The sequence below is a fragment of the Streptomyces sp. NPDC055400 genome (assembly GCF_053644375.1).
Window position 1 is genome coordinate 168,873 of record NZ_JBSHLM010000019.1, and the last position, 13,357, is coordinate 182,229.

Genomic DNA, 13,357 nt, shown 5'->3' on the forward strand with positions numbered 1-13,357 from the left:
GTATGGTGGGGGCCCATTCACGTGTCGGTCAGTTGTGGCGGCGCTTCATGGGCTCAGCAGCGCCTCGGGCACGGTCGTGGACCTCACGCAGGGACTCCTCAGCCTCGCCCTTCGCCTGGTCGGCCCTGCCCTCGGCCTCCTTGCCGCGATCGCCAGTGACCTTGCCGGTCATCTCCTTGGCCTTGCCCTTGATCTTGTCCGTGCCGCCCTTACCGGCCATGACAACTCCTCGTTCTCTGTGGCGTCATGTGTGACGCCTGCTCCTCCAACGTAGGAGCGACAAAGAAAGATCGCCCGCCGAACAGTCGCTCTGTGTCACCGGGCCTCAGACCGGGGTTGCGCGCCCTTCAAGAAGGCCCGCCCGGGTGGGGGCTGGGCGGGCTTCTGAGCCGACGTTTCGCCGCAATCCCGGCCCGCCCACGCGCCCACAGGCATTCAGGGACCGCTGTGAGTGAGCCGAGCGTGACGCCCCGCCGAGCAGCCGGGGAGCCCTGCGGGGCTTCGCACCCCTGGTAGCTGCGGGCTGCGGGCTGCGGGCTGCGGGCTGCGGGCTGCGGGCCATATCAGCGCTCAGCCCCAGCGAGGGGGCGTCGTATCGGTGCGGCTTACAAGAAGGCGTTGTGGCAGAGCCTGGACCGCAAGTCCTGGAGACCCCGTCCATACCTGCCCGATTCCTACTGAGTCGGCACGGCGAGCGCCCGGGGCCTGTGCCCCTCACATCCAAGCGGACCGTGTGGCTCTCCCAAGCATGGGTACTAAAGACATAAAACAGGTGGTATGCACACGCCCGAGCTCCTGCTGCGAACGGGACGGCCCGGTGAAGGTTGACGGGACTCTGGCAACCATGGCAGAGGAGGGAGAGGCAGATGGCTCGCTCGGTCGGTATCGATCTCGGCACGACGAACTCGGTGGTCTCGGTCCTCGAGGGCGGTGAGCCCACCGTAATCACCAACACTGAAGGGGCCAGGACGACCCCGTCAGTCGTGGCCTTCAGCAAGAGCGGTGAAGTACTCGTAGGCGAGGTGGCCAAACGACAGGCCGTGACGAACGTGGAACGCACCGCGCGCTCCGTGAAACGACACATGGGAGACCACGGCTGGCGGTTTCCGCAAGGCGCAGACATCGACGGCAAGCGGTACAGCGCGCAGGAGATCTCCGCGCGCGTGCTGCAGAAGCTGAAGCGAGACGCCGAGTCCTACCTGGGTGAGGACGTCACCGACGCGGTGGTCACCGTCCCGGCGTACTTCGACGACGCTCAGAGGCAGGCCACCAAGGAAGCGGGCGAGATCGCCGGTCTGAACGTCCTGCGCATCGTCAACGAGCCGACAGCCGCGGCACTGGCGTACGGATTGGACAAGGAGAACGACCAGACAGTGCTGGTCTTCGACCTGGGTGGCGGCACCTTCGACGTCTCGATCCTCGAGATGGGCGAGGGCGTCATCGAGGTGAAGTCCACCAACGGCGACACCAACCTCGGCGGTGACGACTGGGACCAGCGCATCGTGGATCACCTGGTCCAGCAGTTCAAGAATGGCCACGGCGTCGATCTGTCCAAGGACAAGATGGCGGTGCAGCGCCTCCGGGAGACCGCCGAGAAGGCGAAGATCGAGTTGTCCTCGTCCTCCGAGGCAGCGATCAACCTGCCCTACATCACGGCGTCCGCCGAGGGCCCGCTGCACCTGGACGAGAAGCTCACGCGCGCCCAGTTCCAGCAGCTCACGTCCGACCTTCTGGAGCGCTGCAAGACGCCCTTCCACAATGCGATCAAGGATGCCGGCGTCAAGATGTCGGACATCAACCACGTGATCCTTGTGGGCGGCTCGACCCGTATGCCGGCCGTGAGCGAGCTGGTCCGCGAGCTCTCTGGAAAAGACCCGAACAAGGGCGTGAACCCGGACGAGGTCGTCGCCGTCGGTGCCACCCTGCAGGCCGGTGTCCTCAAGGGTGAGGTCAAGGACGTCCTGCTCCTCGACGTGACCCCGCTGTCCCTCGGCATCGAGACCAAGGGAGGGATCATGACGAAGCTCATCGAGCGCAACACCACGATCCCGACCAAGCGTTCCGAGATCTTCACGACGGCCGAGGACAACCAGCCGTCCGTGCAGATCCAGGTCTACCAGGGCGAGCGCGAGATCGCGGCGTACAACAAGAAGCTCGGGATGTTCGAGCTCACCGGTCTGCCGCCGGCCCCGCGTGGTGTCCCGCAGATCGAGGTCGCCTTCGACATCGACGCCAACGGCATCATGCACGTGACCGCGAAGGACCTGGGCACGGGCAAGGAGCAGAAGATGACCGTCACCGGCGGCTCCGCCCTGCCGAAGGACGACATCAACCGCATGGTCCACGAAGCCGAAAAGCACGCCGAGGAAGACCGCCGGCGCCGCGAGGCGGCCGAGACCCGTAACCAGGGCGAGCAGCTCGTCTACCAGACGGAGAAGTTCCTCAAGGACAACGAGGACAAGGTCCCCGGCGAGGTCAAGACCGAGGTCGAGGAGTCCATCGCCGAGCTGAAGGAGAAGCTCAAGGGCGAGGACACCGCCGAGATCCGCACCGCCACCGAGAAGGTCGCCGCCGTCTCGCAGAAGCTGGGCCAGGCCATGTACGCCCAGGCCCAGGGCGCGCAGGCCGCGGGCGGTCCCGAGGCCGGAGCCCCGGGCGACGAGCACTCAGCCGCCGATGACGAGGTCGTCGACGCCGAGATCGTCGACGACGACAAACCCGAGGCGGGCTGACCATGAAGAAGGAGAGCCTGGAGATCACGGAGCCGGCACTGCGGCGCCTGCTCGAGGAGCGCACGGCCGACCTGCAGCGGGTGAAGGCGGAGTACGACAACTACCGCAAGCAAGTACGGCGGGATCGCATGGCCGTGCGGGAGATCGCCGTCGCCAACGTCCTCCGCGCGCTGCTTCCCGTGCTCGATGCCGTAGACCGCATGCGCGAGCACGAACCGATCACGCCGGGTCTGAACGACATCACCGACGCCCTGCGCACCCAACTCGGCGCGCTGGGCCTTCAGCCGTTCGGCGAGAAGGGCGACGCGTTCGACCCCACCTTCCACGATGCCGTGGCCCACCATGTCTCTTCGGACGCCGACCGACTGACCTGCACGCAGATCCTCCGCCTCGGGTACCGCGTCGGTGACCACCTGCTGCGTCCGGCCCACGTGGAGGTCGCCGGACCACCTCGACCCGAATGGGATCCCCACGCCGGGCGTGGCACAGAGGGCTGAGCCGATTCGGACCGGATGAGGCGACAGCACATCACGCTGCCGGCCTCGGAGTTGGGAACCTCCTCCCAGAGACGTCGCTGCGGCACGCGAGTTCTTGCGCAGACGGACGGGCAGGTGAGGATGCCCTCCTGACGTCCCGCCAGAGGCACTGCCACGCACCGTGTGAGCTGCGGTGGTGCAGGGACTCTTCGGTCGATGAATACCAAAATCACCATGTAGGTGGATGGGACCCCGCGTCAGCTGCTCGTCGACACGCTCACGACGCTGCTCGACGCCCTACGCGAACGGCTGGGGGTGGCGAGCCCCAAGGATGCCTGCGACCACGGACAGTACGGCGCATGCACGGTGCTCTCCGGCGGGACGTGTTGAGCTGCCTCACCCGCGCGGTCACGCAGCACGGCGCCCAGGTCGTCACCGTCGAAGGTCACGCCGCCAGGTGAGAGATTGCGGGGGCTCGTCCAGGCTGGCCTGGTAGGGGGCGGGCTGCGGGAACGACGGGGTGCACAGCCAGCGTGGGTGAGGTGGACCCTCGCGTGTACCTGACCGGGTTCTCCTCGTAGGGACTGACACCCACGTTCTCGATGTGGTCCGTGACGGTACCCACACTGGTGATCGTGCTGGTGGGACTCGTGCGGCGAGAAGGGGTCTGGTTGGCGGGGGACAGCGGCCCAACACGCCTACAGACCTCGCAGGTTGGAGAGGGCTCACTCTTGATCGTCTTCGTACTCCTCTTCGTCTTCCTCCTCATCAGGGGCCTCTTCGTACTCTTCCTCCTCATCGGGCCCCTCTTCGTCTTCGTACTGCTCTTCCCCGTTCTCCCCCGTGCCCTCGTCCGCTTCGTCTTCGTCTGCTGCTTCCTCCTCCTCCAGAACTTCCTCATGGGACCGGACCACCTCGCCGTCGCGAATTTCTCCGCGCCAGCCCTCGACGTCCTCGTCGGCGAACGTGACGTAACGCTGGAAGTGCTTGAAGTCCAGGCGCAGGCGCCGTCCTTGGGCGCGCCAGAGGTTCCCGGTCTTCTCGAAGGGCCCCGAGGGGTAGTACTCGACGACGAGCACGAGACGCGTCAATGTGGGTGTCAGTTCATGGAAACTCACGCAGCCGCGGGTGGTGCCCTTGGCGCCTTCCGAGGTCCAGAGGATCCGCTCGTCCGGTACCTGTTCCTGGACGGTGGCCTTCCAACTGCGGCTCGACGGGCCGACCTTCAGCTTCCAGTCGCTGGTCGTCTCGTCGTTCTTGGAGACGCTGCGTACACCTTTGGTGAAGCTGCTGAACTCCTCGTACTGGGTCCAGTGGTTGTATGCGGTGCGAATCGGGACGCCCACGTCCAGCACTTCGACGATGTTCATGGACTTGGTGTCGCCGGACTTCTTTCCGCCTCCGCCTCCGAAGGCCTGCTGAACCTTGCCCACCACGTTGTCCTTCATGTCCTTGGCCTTCTCGCCGACGATCGCCTTCAGCGGGGAATCGCCCTTGAGAATGCGTCCACCGATACCGGTGAGAGACCCACCGAGTCCACTGAGGGACCCACCGTTCTCGGCTACGTCGAGGAGTTGGTCGGTCACATCCTCCAGCTTGTCCCCGGCACGCTCGACTAGGTGCTCCGCCTGTGCGCCAAGGTAGGCGGCAAGCTCGTCGCGCAGGATTTCCAGGCCCGTTCCTTCTTCGCGGTCGACGCCGCGATCTGTGGTGGCCATGACCTACCTCCGCCGCGCAGCAGTCTTCTTGGCGGTCGACTTCTTCGCTGGCGCCTTCTTCGCTGCCGTCTTCTTGGCCGGCGCCTTCTTCGCTGCCGTCTTCTTGGCCGGCGCCTTCTTCGCTGCCGTCTTCTTCGCCGGCGCCTTCTTCGCTGCCGTCTTCTTCGCCGGCGCCTTCTTCGCTGCCGTCTTCTTCGCCGGCGCTCGCTTCTTGGCGGGAGCAGTCCTCTTTGCCGCGGTCTTACGAGGGCGGGCTTTGTCCGCCTGCTGCTTCGCGGTGGTTCCCGCTCGACGGCGGCGCCGCGGTGGTTCCTCCTCGGCCTCTTCTTCGTCTTCCTCCGGCTCCCCTTCCTCCTCCTCTTCCTCCGGCTCTTCCTCTTCCTCCGGCTCTTCCTCCTCCTCTTCCTCCGCTTCGTCCTCGCCCTTCTCGCCGATGCGCAGCGTGCGTTCATGGAGGGAGTCGGCGAGGCTGACGAGGCTACGATCGGCCACAGCAACCAGTGCTCCACGTCCCGCGTCCATCAGTTGGCCACGCACCTGCTCGTTCAGCTCGCCAACCCCTGGAACATCTCCGAGTTTCTGCATGCCTTCAGTCAGGAGCTGCTGAGGATTGAGCCCAAAGCGGCGTCCGGCGAGATACGTCGCCACCGCGAACGCGAGACGCCCTTTCTTGGTACGCCCTAGCACGTAGCCGCCCGCCACCGCGGTGGCAAGAGCAATCTTGGTTGTGTCGTTCATGAAGCGGTTCCCTTCGGAAAGGGCAGGGGCAAGGAGCCGGTTCAGGGCCCCCCGGCCCGGCCCGGATCAAGGAGAGAGATCGCATGCGCCGTCTCGCACAGCCCCATGTCACCCCCGAAAAGCCTCACATCCTCGTCCGGCAGACTTCCTCGAAGCCACCCACCACCACTGCGAGATATGGCCGTATATGATGAAATTCTACGTTCGCGCGTGGGATCTGGCGCCCGCACCGACGACGGGAGTGACCATGGCCCCGGCAGAACCCGCCAAGCGGCGCTCCACCGGTGACCGCAGTACCACCCGGGGCGCCAGCGGTGAAACCCGACGCCATTCAGGCAAGGGCGGTGCCGCATGGGCTATGCGTGCCGCAGCAGAGCAGTTGCAGGAGCTGCTCGGGCGTGCGCCAGAGTCGGTTTCGGCACTAAAACCCACCGATGACGGGTGGGAAGCCGATGTCGAGGTACTCGAATTGGAACGCGTCCCCGAAACAACCAGCGTGATGGCCAGCTACCGAGTGACTCTCAGTAAAGAGGGCGATCTCATGGCCTACGAAAGGACGCGCCGCTACACCCGAGGACAGATCGATCGGCGAGGCTGAGACACAGCCGAATTGCCGGTGAAGGGAGGCACCATGACTGTGGTGCCGCAAGGTGGAGGTACTGTCGCACAGGGCGGTGGCACCAGCAGCAGCCTCTACGACGTCCTGGAACTTATTCTTGATCGCGGGCTTGTGATCGACGTCTTCGTCCGCGTGTCACTGGTAGGCATCGAAATACTGAAGATCGATGCTCGCATCGTCGTGGCCAGCGTAGACACGTACTTGCGGTTCGCAGAGGCATGTAACCGTCTCGATCTCGAGTCCGGGCGAAAAGCACCGAGCCAGCTCACCGACATCGTCGGCGATTCGGTGGAGAGCGGAGCCAAAGGGAAATCCAAAGGCGCCCTCTCGGGCGCCGTGGAAGCCATCACGGATTCCGTCAAAGGTGTCACCGAAGGTAACTCCGACGAAGAGGAGGAGGAGGGCGAGGCTGAAGAGGAGGAGAAGGAAAGGGAACCCGTGGAGAGGCGACGGCGGCCTGCCCGGCGTGCCTCCCGACGGGAGAAGGGCTCGCCCCGCGAGAAAGAGTAAGCCATGGCCGTTTACGTATACTCCATCACCGGCAAGCAGCACCCTCTGCGCCTCGGCGATCTCCACGGCGTCGGCGAGACTCCGGCCGAGCTGCGCGTAGTGACGGCCGGATTGCTGTGTGCTGTTGTCAGCGACGCCCCAGAGAACCTTCGCCCCAAACGTCGCGACATCAACGCGCACCAAGCGGTGCAGGAGCGGCTCATGGCGGACGGCACGGTGCTTCCTCTGAGATTCGGGCTCATGGCTGCGGACGACGAAGCCGTACAGGCGGCCCTGGAGGAACGTGCCGAGGAGTATGCGGACAGACTCCGCGTACTTGAGGGTTGCACCGAGTACCACCTCAAGGCGTCGCAGAACGAGGACGCCCTGCTGCGTGAGATCCTTCAGGAATCGACTACGGCGCGGCAGCTCAACGAGGAGATTCGCGCGGGTACGGCAGGTCCGGATACGCCCGTCCAACTCGGCGAGCTGGTGGCCCACGAGGTGCAGACACGTCAGGAGGCCCTGGCCGCAGGTGTGATCGAGGCCCTGCGCCCCTTCGCCCGAGAGTTTGACTCCTCGACCCCGACCGGATCGGACTTCCTCAGCGTCTCGTTTCTTGTGACCGATGACCAAGAAGAGGGCTTCCTGACCACGGAGTTGAGCGTGGCGAATCAGTTGGGCGACGACTTCGAGCTCCGGCTGAGCGCCCCTCTCCCTCCCTACAGTTTCGTCTGAGGAGTACTCATGGGTCTCTTCACGCAGCTCGTCACCCTCCCCCTCGCGCCGGTGCGCGGCGTCGTATGGACGGTCGACCGCGTCCTGGAAGCAGCGGAGAAGGAGTACTACGACCCAGCCCCTGTGCAAGCCGATCTCGCAGAACTCGAGCGGCAGTTGCTTGCGGGGCAGATCGACGAGGAGACGTTCGACCGACGCGAGGACGAACTGCTGGACCGCCTGGAGGAGATCCGGGCGCATTGGCGGGGCGGGCAGCCCTGACCCCGCACGACGAGGGAACACGAGGCCACCATCGTGAATGAACCTCTGGCCAGCAGGCCTGGCTCCTATCCTTCCAGAGCAGCTCCACCATACGGGCAGGGCTCTTCCGCCAATCTCGCCGACATTCTTGAGCGCGTGCTCGACAAGGGCATCGTCATCGCGGGCGACATCCAGATAAATCTCCTCGACATCGAGTTGCTGACGATCAAGCTCCGGCTCATCGTCGCGTCGGTCGACAAGGCGAAAGAAATGGGCATCGACTGGTGGGAGCACGACCCCTCACTGTCGTCACGGAGCCGGGACGATCGGTCACTCACCGAGGAAAACCGGCGGCTCCGCGCCGAGATCGATGCGCTCCGGGACCGCGAGGCGCTCCCCGAGCACGGGCATGAACGCCACGAACGCTCGGACGAAGACAAGGACGCCGAGGCAGAGGCAGAGGCAGATGAACCACGCGACAGCCGTCGACGAGGACGTGCCCGCGATGAATGACCTCGTCACCTACGTGTATGCCGTGGCACGCAATGCCGACCGGCTCGAGGAGCTCATCACCGCGCTCAATGGGGTCGCTGACACCCCGGTCCGCCTCGTGCCGAGCAGTCACGACAACACCCTGGTACTCGTGGCAAGTCACGTGCCCGCGCAGGACTTCCAGGAGGACGCCCTCAAGCAACGCCTGGAAGACCTGGACTGGCTCGAGGCCGTCGCCCGCGCGCACCACGCCGTCATCGAGGCCGTTGCTACCCGCACGACGGTGCTTCCGCTGCGTCTGGCAACGGTGTATCTCGACGACACCAGAGCGCGCGACGTCCTGGATGGTGGGCAGGCCGTGTTCACGGATCGCCTGGCGCGCCTGGCCGAGCACGTCGAATGGGGGGTCAAGATCTATGTCGAGCCGTCCACTGCTCCAGCCGCCGCTGAGTCCCGGCGAGAGGCAGACATGTCGCCGGGACGCGCCTACCTGCGCAACCGCAGGCACCAGCAGAGCGTCCGGGACAGCGTCTACCAGGCTGCCCAGCTAGCGGCCGATGCGGTCGAGGGAGTGGGGCGCCGGCACGCCGTCGACAGGGCGCGCCACCGTGTGCAGCAGGGCGCTCTCGCCGACACAGCGGGCGAGAACGTCGTCAATGACGCATACCTCGTGCCTCTGGCTCAGTGTGAGGAGTTTCGAGCCGGGGTTGAGCAAGCCGCTGACGGACTGCAGGGCGTGCGTATAGAGGTTACCGGCCCCTGGGCCCCCTACTCCTTCGCCATGCCACCCGCCGAAACCGATGACGCCTCGACAAGTCCGCGACCATGACCACTCCCTACGAACCGTCGTCCACGGTCGAGCCACTGGCGCAGCGGCAAGTCGCGCTCATCGATCTGCTGGACCGCCTGCTCAGCGGTGGCGTCGTGCTCACCGGTGACGTCGTATTGTCCATCGCCGACATCGATCTGGTGCGGGTCTCGCTCAGGGCGCTGATCGTGTCCATCAGCGCCCAGAACCCCTCACCCTGGGCTGAGACGACGCCGTCTGGAGACGACCATGGCGGCTGAGGACGGGCACGAGCCGCCCGCTGAGCGCAAGAGTGGCTCGGCCCGCCGCCGTGAAGAGGTCGCGGAGGCCGCTGAGCGCGCCTTCCGGCTTCTGCCCGCAGCGCCTCGCGATTTGTCGCCGTCGAGCAGGCGTTCACACTCACCCGCACGTCGGATCACCTCCGACCCCGACACCGTGGAGCGGGACCTCATCAAGCTGGTCCTCACCTTGGTGGAGCTACTGCGCCAGCTCATGGAGCGGCAGGCGTTGCACCGGGTCGATCAGGGAGATCTCACCGACGAGCAGGAGGAGCGCCTCGGGGCGACGCTCATGGTCCTCCATGAGCGAATGAGTGATTTGTGCGCCCAGTACGGGCTGACCATGGAGGACCTCAATCTCGACCTCGGTCCGCTGGGCACATTGCTGCCACCTTCCGACTGAGCACGCCGGGGCACGGCCCCTGCGGCACGACGGCTCCGAGGTGCCTCGGGAGGTGAGGACTTCGCGGGTGTCGGGTTCTTGCGACGGTCCGCTGCTTCCATGTGCTCGGCTGTTCCGTCGGCGTGCACCTGCGAGTTCCCTGACGAGCCTTCAACACCTGCCCCACCCTCATTCAGCCCCCATGTCACACACTCCCCTGGCAGGATCCGGCCGTGAGCGAACGCCGCTATCTCACCGGGACGGGTTTTCGATCCCCAGAAGTGGCCACAGCGAGGTGCTGGTCGCCGTGGGTGGCCCTGAGGAGCACGTGGGTCACACCCGGCAGGGCGTGCGGCGGTGCCCACAGCGCCGCCGATCCGTTGCGCTGTCTGCAACGCACCACCCGCAGCGCCTGCCATCCGCACGGGTACACCGCGCAGGGCATCGTGACTTCGGGCGACATTACACAGGCACTGCCTGCCGGGACGCCGGAGAGGACGAGGCCGCGACGCTCGGGGGCGCGACGCCCGAACGCCCTCCAAGCCTTCCTGCCAGACAGTCCCTCTTGCGTGTGGATCCCGCCTCGTAGGGCACTCGGTGTCACACGAGACCAGACAGCGCATCCGCCGAATGTGAACGACGCACACCCGACTGCCACGGTCGCGCGTCCCACGGATCGGAGTCAGCCGATGGCTCAACAGGCACCGGCCCTGGCCCAGGCGCCCACGACCACGCCCCACCTGCTCCGCCCGCCCGGCGTGTACGCACCGCAGTGCGACACCCGGATACTCACCAGCGCGCTGTACCGGGAGCCCATCGGTCCCGGCACTGACGTGCTGGATGTGGGGACTGGGACTGGGGCGCTGGCCCTGCACGCCGCGCGGCGGGGCGCCAGGGTGACCGCCGTCGACATTTCATGGGCCGCCGTATGGACCACCCGTCTCAACGCGCTGCTGTCCCGGCAGCGCGTCACTGTACGGCACGGAGACCTGACCACGGCGGTACGCGGACACACCTACGACCTCGTCATCAGCAATCCGCCCTACGTCCCGTCTCCGTCGGACGGTCCGCAACGTCGTGGCAGGGCCCGTGCATGGGACGCGGGGGCCGATGGGCGGGCCTTGCTGGACCTCATCTGCGACACCGCCCCCGGCTCCTTGCGGGCCGACGGTGTTCTGCTGCTCGTGCAGTCGGCTCTGTCCGGAACCGACGCCACCCTGGATCGGCTCACCGGAGCAGGGCTGTACGCCGAGGTCGTCGACCGGGCGCGTATCCCTTTCGGACCGGTGCTCCGTGCCCGTGCGCCCTGGCTGCGCAGGCGCGGACTCATGGGCGACGAGAACAGGGAAGAGCTGGTGGTCATCCGTGCCGCACGCATCTGAGCGACCGCGCCGTGTGACCGTCGACCCGGACGGGCCACTGCTCGTGGAGGGACCCGTCGAGGTGGTAGCCGACGACGGGACGGTGTCCGTCTCGCATCGCTTCACCGTCGCGATCTGCATCTGTCGGCGCAGCCGCACCTACCCGTGGTGTGACACCAGCCATCGTGGACGCACCAAGTCACAGAAGACGGCGGACGCGAGCCCGCTGTCCAGGGGGGCTTCTGGTACCACCAGGCCGCCAGCCGATTCACGCGGCCGAGAGCGGTCCGATCATGAATCCTGACACTCGGGAGCCCCGACGCCGGCCGACGCTCCCCCTGCCGCGCGGCGACATCTCGCGTCACGTCGTCGACGCACTTCGCGGTGCGACCACCACACCACGCATCGAGCCGCTGCCGCGGACCACCGACCCATACGCGGATGACCTCCAGCTCGCCCTGTACATGCTCTACGAAATGCACTACCAGGGGTTCGCCGGTGTCAGGGACGAACTCGAATGGGACGCCGATCTCCTGGCTCTGCGCGGGCTCCTCGAAGAGCGCTTCCACAGTGCACTGCGGGCCGATGTACCCTCGCAGGCCGATGCGGACGCCGCACTCGCACCTCTCCTGCTGGAGCCCGCCGACCACGACGAATCGAGCGTGACCCACTTCCTGCAGAGGGACGGCACGGCGGAGCAGCTCAGGGAGTACGCCGCGCTGCGGTCCCTCTACCACCTCAAAGAAGCCGATCCGCACGTGTGGGTCATCCCGCGCCTGCGCGGACGCGCCAAGGCCGGCATGGTGGCCATCGAGTTCGACGAGTTCGGTGCCGGGCGGCCCGAGAACATCCACGCCCAGCTCTTCGCCGACCTCATGACCGATCTCGGCCTGGACACCGACTACGGTCACTACGCCGACGTCGCTCCCGCACAGGCGCTGGCCACCGTCAACGTCATGTCTCTGTTCGGTCTGCACCGCGCTCTGCGCGGAGCCCTCGTGGGTCACTTCGCCGCCGTCGAGGTGACCTCCTCACCCGGCTCGCGGCGACTGGCCGCGGCCCTGCGGCGCACCGGCGCGGGTGCGGCCGCGACACGCTTCTACGACGAGCACGTGGAGGCCGACGCCGTCCACGAACAGGTCGTGCGCCGCGAGGTCGTCGGCGGCTTGCTGTCCGACGAACCGGCACTCGCCCCCGATGTCGCCCACGGTGTCGAGGCCACCGTCTTCCTCGAAGAACGTCTCGGCAGCCACCTTCTGAGAGCCTGGCGAAACGACCGCAGTGCATTGCGCACACCGTTGGATCCGGCACCGTCGAGGTTGACGCCACGTCACACAACGGCATGAGAGCCTCGCGGCCGGGCACCCGGTCCCGCGGGAGGGAACTCATGGCTCGTACGTTCGCGGGATCGGTGGCAATTCTTTCCAGCAGGTAGGCGCATGCGTCAAAACTATGTGCGATTCATCGGGGCCAGGACGCTCGTGTCGAGCAGGCCGAGCAGGTGCGCAGGACCGTCGTACACCGCCTCGGCTCCCGCCTCTTCGAGGTCCGTACGTGGGATGCCGCCGCACACCACACCGACGGCGCGCACACCTGCCCTGGAGGCAGCCTTCATGTCCCAGACCGTGTCCCCCACGAACACCGCGTCGCAAGCGTCCGTCTCCGCCAGCTCCAGCGCCCGGTGGACCGGATCGGGCGCCGGCTTGCCCTCAGCCACATCGTCGGCGCTCGCCACCCCCGTGATCACGTCGTCCGCGCCGATGGCACGGCGCAGCGCCCTCAGTTCCGGGCCCCCGGCCGAGGTCGCAAGGACGATGCGCCAGCCCCGTCCGGCCAGCTCCCTCAACAGATCCTGGGCACCTTCCAGCGGCGGCAGTCGGTCGAAGTAGGTTCCGTACAACGCGGTGTGCCCGGTGCTGAGCCGCGCGTCCTCGTCCTGGTCACGGTCCTCGCCGAGGAGGTGCGCGAGCAGGTCATCGGAGCCGAGGCCGATCGCCCGGTGGATGTCATGCATCGTGACGTCGTGTCCGGCCTGCCGCAGCGCCTCCCACCACGTCACCACATGCAGGTGGTTGGTGTCGACGAGCGTGCCGTCGACGTCGAACAGAGCCGCGCGCGCCATGTGCCTCACGTCCTTCAATGCGTCCGGTCCGGGTTCGTCCTCACCTTCCGAGCATGCCCCGGCCGAGGTCCGTGACATCTCGCAACGCCCACCCGGCGCCGCCGGAGCGGGTACAGGGTGCCTAGGGGGCGGGATTGACTCGGTGCCGCACGCCGCGGGACACG

17 protein-coding genes are annotated in these 13,357 nt (G+C 66.6%); 13 read left to right on the forward strand and 4 right to left on the reverse strand.

Annotation, left to right across the window (positions count from 1 at the left end; genetic code table 11):
• Positions 1-28: 28 nt before the first annotated feature.
• Positions 29-220: a CsbD family protein gene (locus ACWIGU_RS38630; protein WP_454406405.1), complete on the reverse strand. Its 192-nt coding sequence runs from the start codon at positions 218-220 to the stop codon at positions 29-31.
• Positions 221-866: 646 nt separating this feature from the next.
• Here ACWIGU_RS38630 and dnaK point away from each other — a divergent pair.
• Positions 867-2,732, forward strand: a complete 1,866-nt coding sequence (gene dnaK, locus ACWIGU_RS38635; protein WP_454406407.1) for a molecular chaperone DnaK — start codon at positions 867-869, stop codon at positions 2,730-2,732.
• 2 nt (positions 2,733-2,734) lie between these two features.
• On the forward strand, positions 2,735-3,229 hold the full coding sequence (gene grpE / locus ACWIGU_RS38640) for a nucleotide exchange factor GrpE (protein WP_454406409.1): 495 nt from the start codon (positions 2,735-2,737) through the stop codon (positions 3,227-3,229).
• 704 nt (positions 3,230-3,933) lie between these two features.
• Here grpE and ACWIGU_RS38645 read toward each other — a convergent pair.
• Together ACWIGU_RS38645 and ACWIGU_RS38650 are read right to left on the reverse strand one after the other, a co-directional pair.
• Positions 3,934-4,926, reverse strand: a complete 993-nt coding sequence (locus ACWIGU_RS38645) for an SRPBCC family protein (RefSeq protein WP_454406411.1) — start codon at positions 4,924-4,926, stop codon at positions 3,934-3,936.
• A 3-nt stretch (positions 4,927-4,929) separates the two neighbouring features.
• Complete coding sequence (locus ACWIGU_RS38650; protein WP_454406413.1) at positions 4,930-5,664, reverse strand: histone protein; 735 nt, start codon at positions 5,662-5,664, stop codon at positions 4,930-4,932.
• Positions 5,665-5,911: 247 nt separating this feature from the next.
• Here ACWIGU_RS38650 and ACWIGU_RS38655 point away from each other — a divergent pair, with 247 nt between their 5' ends.
• The 11 genes from ACWIGU_RS38655 (at position 5,912) to ACWIGU_RS38705 (ending at position 12,417) form a co-directional block, all read left to right on the forward strand.
• The gene (locus ACWIGU_RS38655; protein WP_454406415.1) at positions 5,912-6,262 is read left to right on the forward strand and encodes a gas vesicle protein GvpO; all 351 of its coding nucleotides are present in this window, start codon (positions 5,912-5,914) and stop codon (positions 6,260-6,262) included.
• Positions 6,263-6,295: 33 nt separating this feature from the next.
• Positions 6,296-6,793 (forward strand): gas vesicle structural protein GvpA, encoded by a 498-nt coding sequence (locus ACWIGU_RS38660; protein WP_454406417.1) that lies wholly within the window; start codon positions 6,296-6,298, stop codon positions 6,791-6,793.
• A 3-nt stretch (positions 6,794-6,796) separates the two neighbouring features.
• Positions 6,797-7,510 carry a GvpL/GvpF family gas vesicle protein gene (locus ACWIGU_RS38665; protein ID WP_454406419.1) on the forward strand — a complete coding sequence of 238 codons (714 nt, stop codon included), beginning with the start codon at positions 6,797-6,799 and terminating at the stop codon, positions 7,508-7,510.
• Between the two features lie 9 nt (positions 7,511-7,519).
• Positions 7,520-7,771, forward strand: a complete 252-nt coding sequence (locus tag ACWIGU_RS38670; RefSeq protein ID WP_266569951.1) for a gas vesicle protein GvpG — start codon at positions 7,520-7,522, stop codon at positions 7,769-7,771.
• A 33-nt stretch (positions 7,772-7,804) separates the two neighbouring features.
• Positions 7,805-8,263 (forward strand): gas vesicle protein GvpJ, encoded by a 459-nt coding sequence (gene gvpJ / locus ACWIGU_RS38675; RefSeq protein ID WP_454406421.1) that lies wholly within the window; start codon positions 7,805-7,807, stop codon positions 8,261-8,263.
• Positions 8,217-9,071: a GvpL/GvpF family gas vesicle protein gene (locus tag ACWIGU_RS38680; protein WP_454406423.1), complete on the forward strand. Its 855-nt coding sequence runs from the start codon at positions 8,217-8,219 to the stop codon at positions 9,069-9,071. Before gvpJ ends, ACWIGU_RS38680 begins: the two co-directional genes overlap by 47 nt.
• Positions 9,068-9,310 (forward strand): gas vesicle protein, encoded by a 243-nt coding sequence (locus ACWIGU_RS38685; RefSeq protein ID WP_454406425.1) that lies wholly within the window; start codon positions 9,068-9,070, stop codon positions 9,308-9,310. Before ACWIGU_RS38680 ends, ACWIGU_RS38685 begins: the two co-directional genes overlap by 4 nt.
• A complete protein-coding gene (locus ACWIGU_RS38690) occupies positions 9,300-9,731 on the forward strand; it encodes a gas vesicle protein K (RefSeq protein ID WP_454406427.1) in 432 nt (143 codons plus the stop codon). Before ACWIGU_RS38685 ends, ACWIGU_RS38690 begins: the two co-directional genes overlap by 11 nt.
• Positions 9,732-10,399: 668 nt before the next feature.
• Entirely contained in the window at positions 10,400-11,092 is a 693-nt protein-coding gene (locus ACWIGU_RS38695) for a HemK2/MTQ2 family protein methyltransferase (RefSeq protein WP_454406429.1), read from the forward strand.
• An 82-nt stretch (positions 11,093-11,174) separates the two neighbouring features.
• On the forward strand, positions 11,175-11,375 hold the full coding sequence (locus tag ACWIGU_RS38700) for a CDGSH iron-sulfur domain-containing protein (RefSeq protein WP_454406541.1): 201 nt from the start codon (positions 11,175-11,177) through the stop codon (positions 11,373-11,375).
• On the forward strand, positions 11,365-12,417 hold the full coding sequence (locus ACWIGU_RS38705; RefSeq protein WP_454406431.1) for an iron-containing redox enzyme family protein: 1,053 nt from the start codon (positions 11,365-11,367) through the stop codon (positions 12,415-12,417). Before ACWIGU_RS38700 ends, ACWIGU_RS38705 begins: the two co-directional genes overlap by 11 nt.
• A gap of 104 nt (positions 12,418-12,521) precedes the next feature.
• Here ACWIGU_RS38705 and ACWIGU_RS38710 read toward each other — a convergent pair whose 3' ends face one another.
• Complete coding sequence (locus ACWIGU_RS38710; RefSeq protein WP_454406433.1) at positions 12,522-13,193, reverse strand: HAD family hydrolase; 672 nt, start codon at positions 13,191-13,193, stop codon at positions 12,522-12,524.
• Positions 13,194-13,357: the final 164 nt, after the last annotated feature.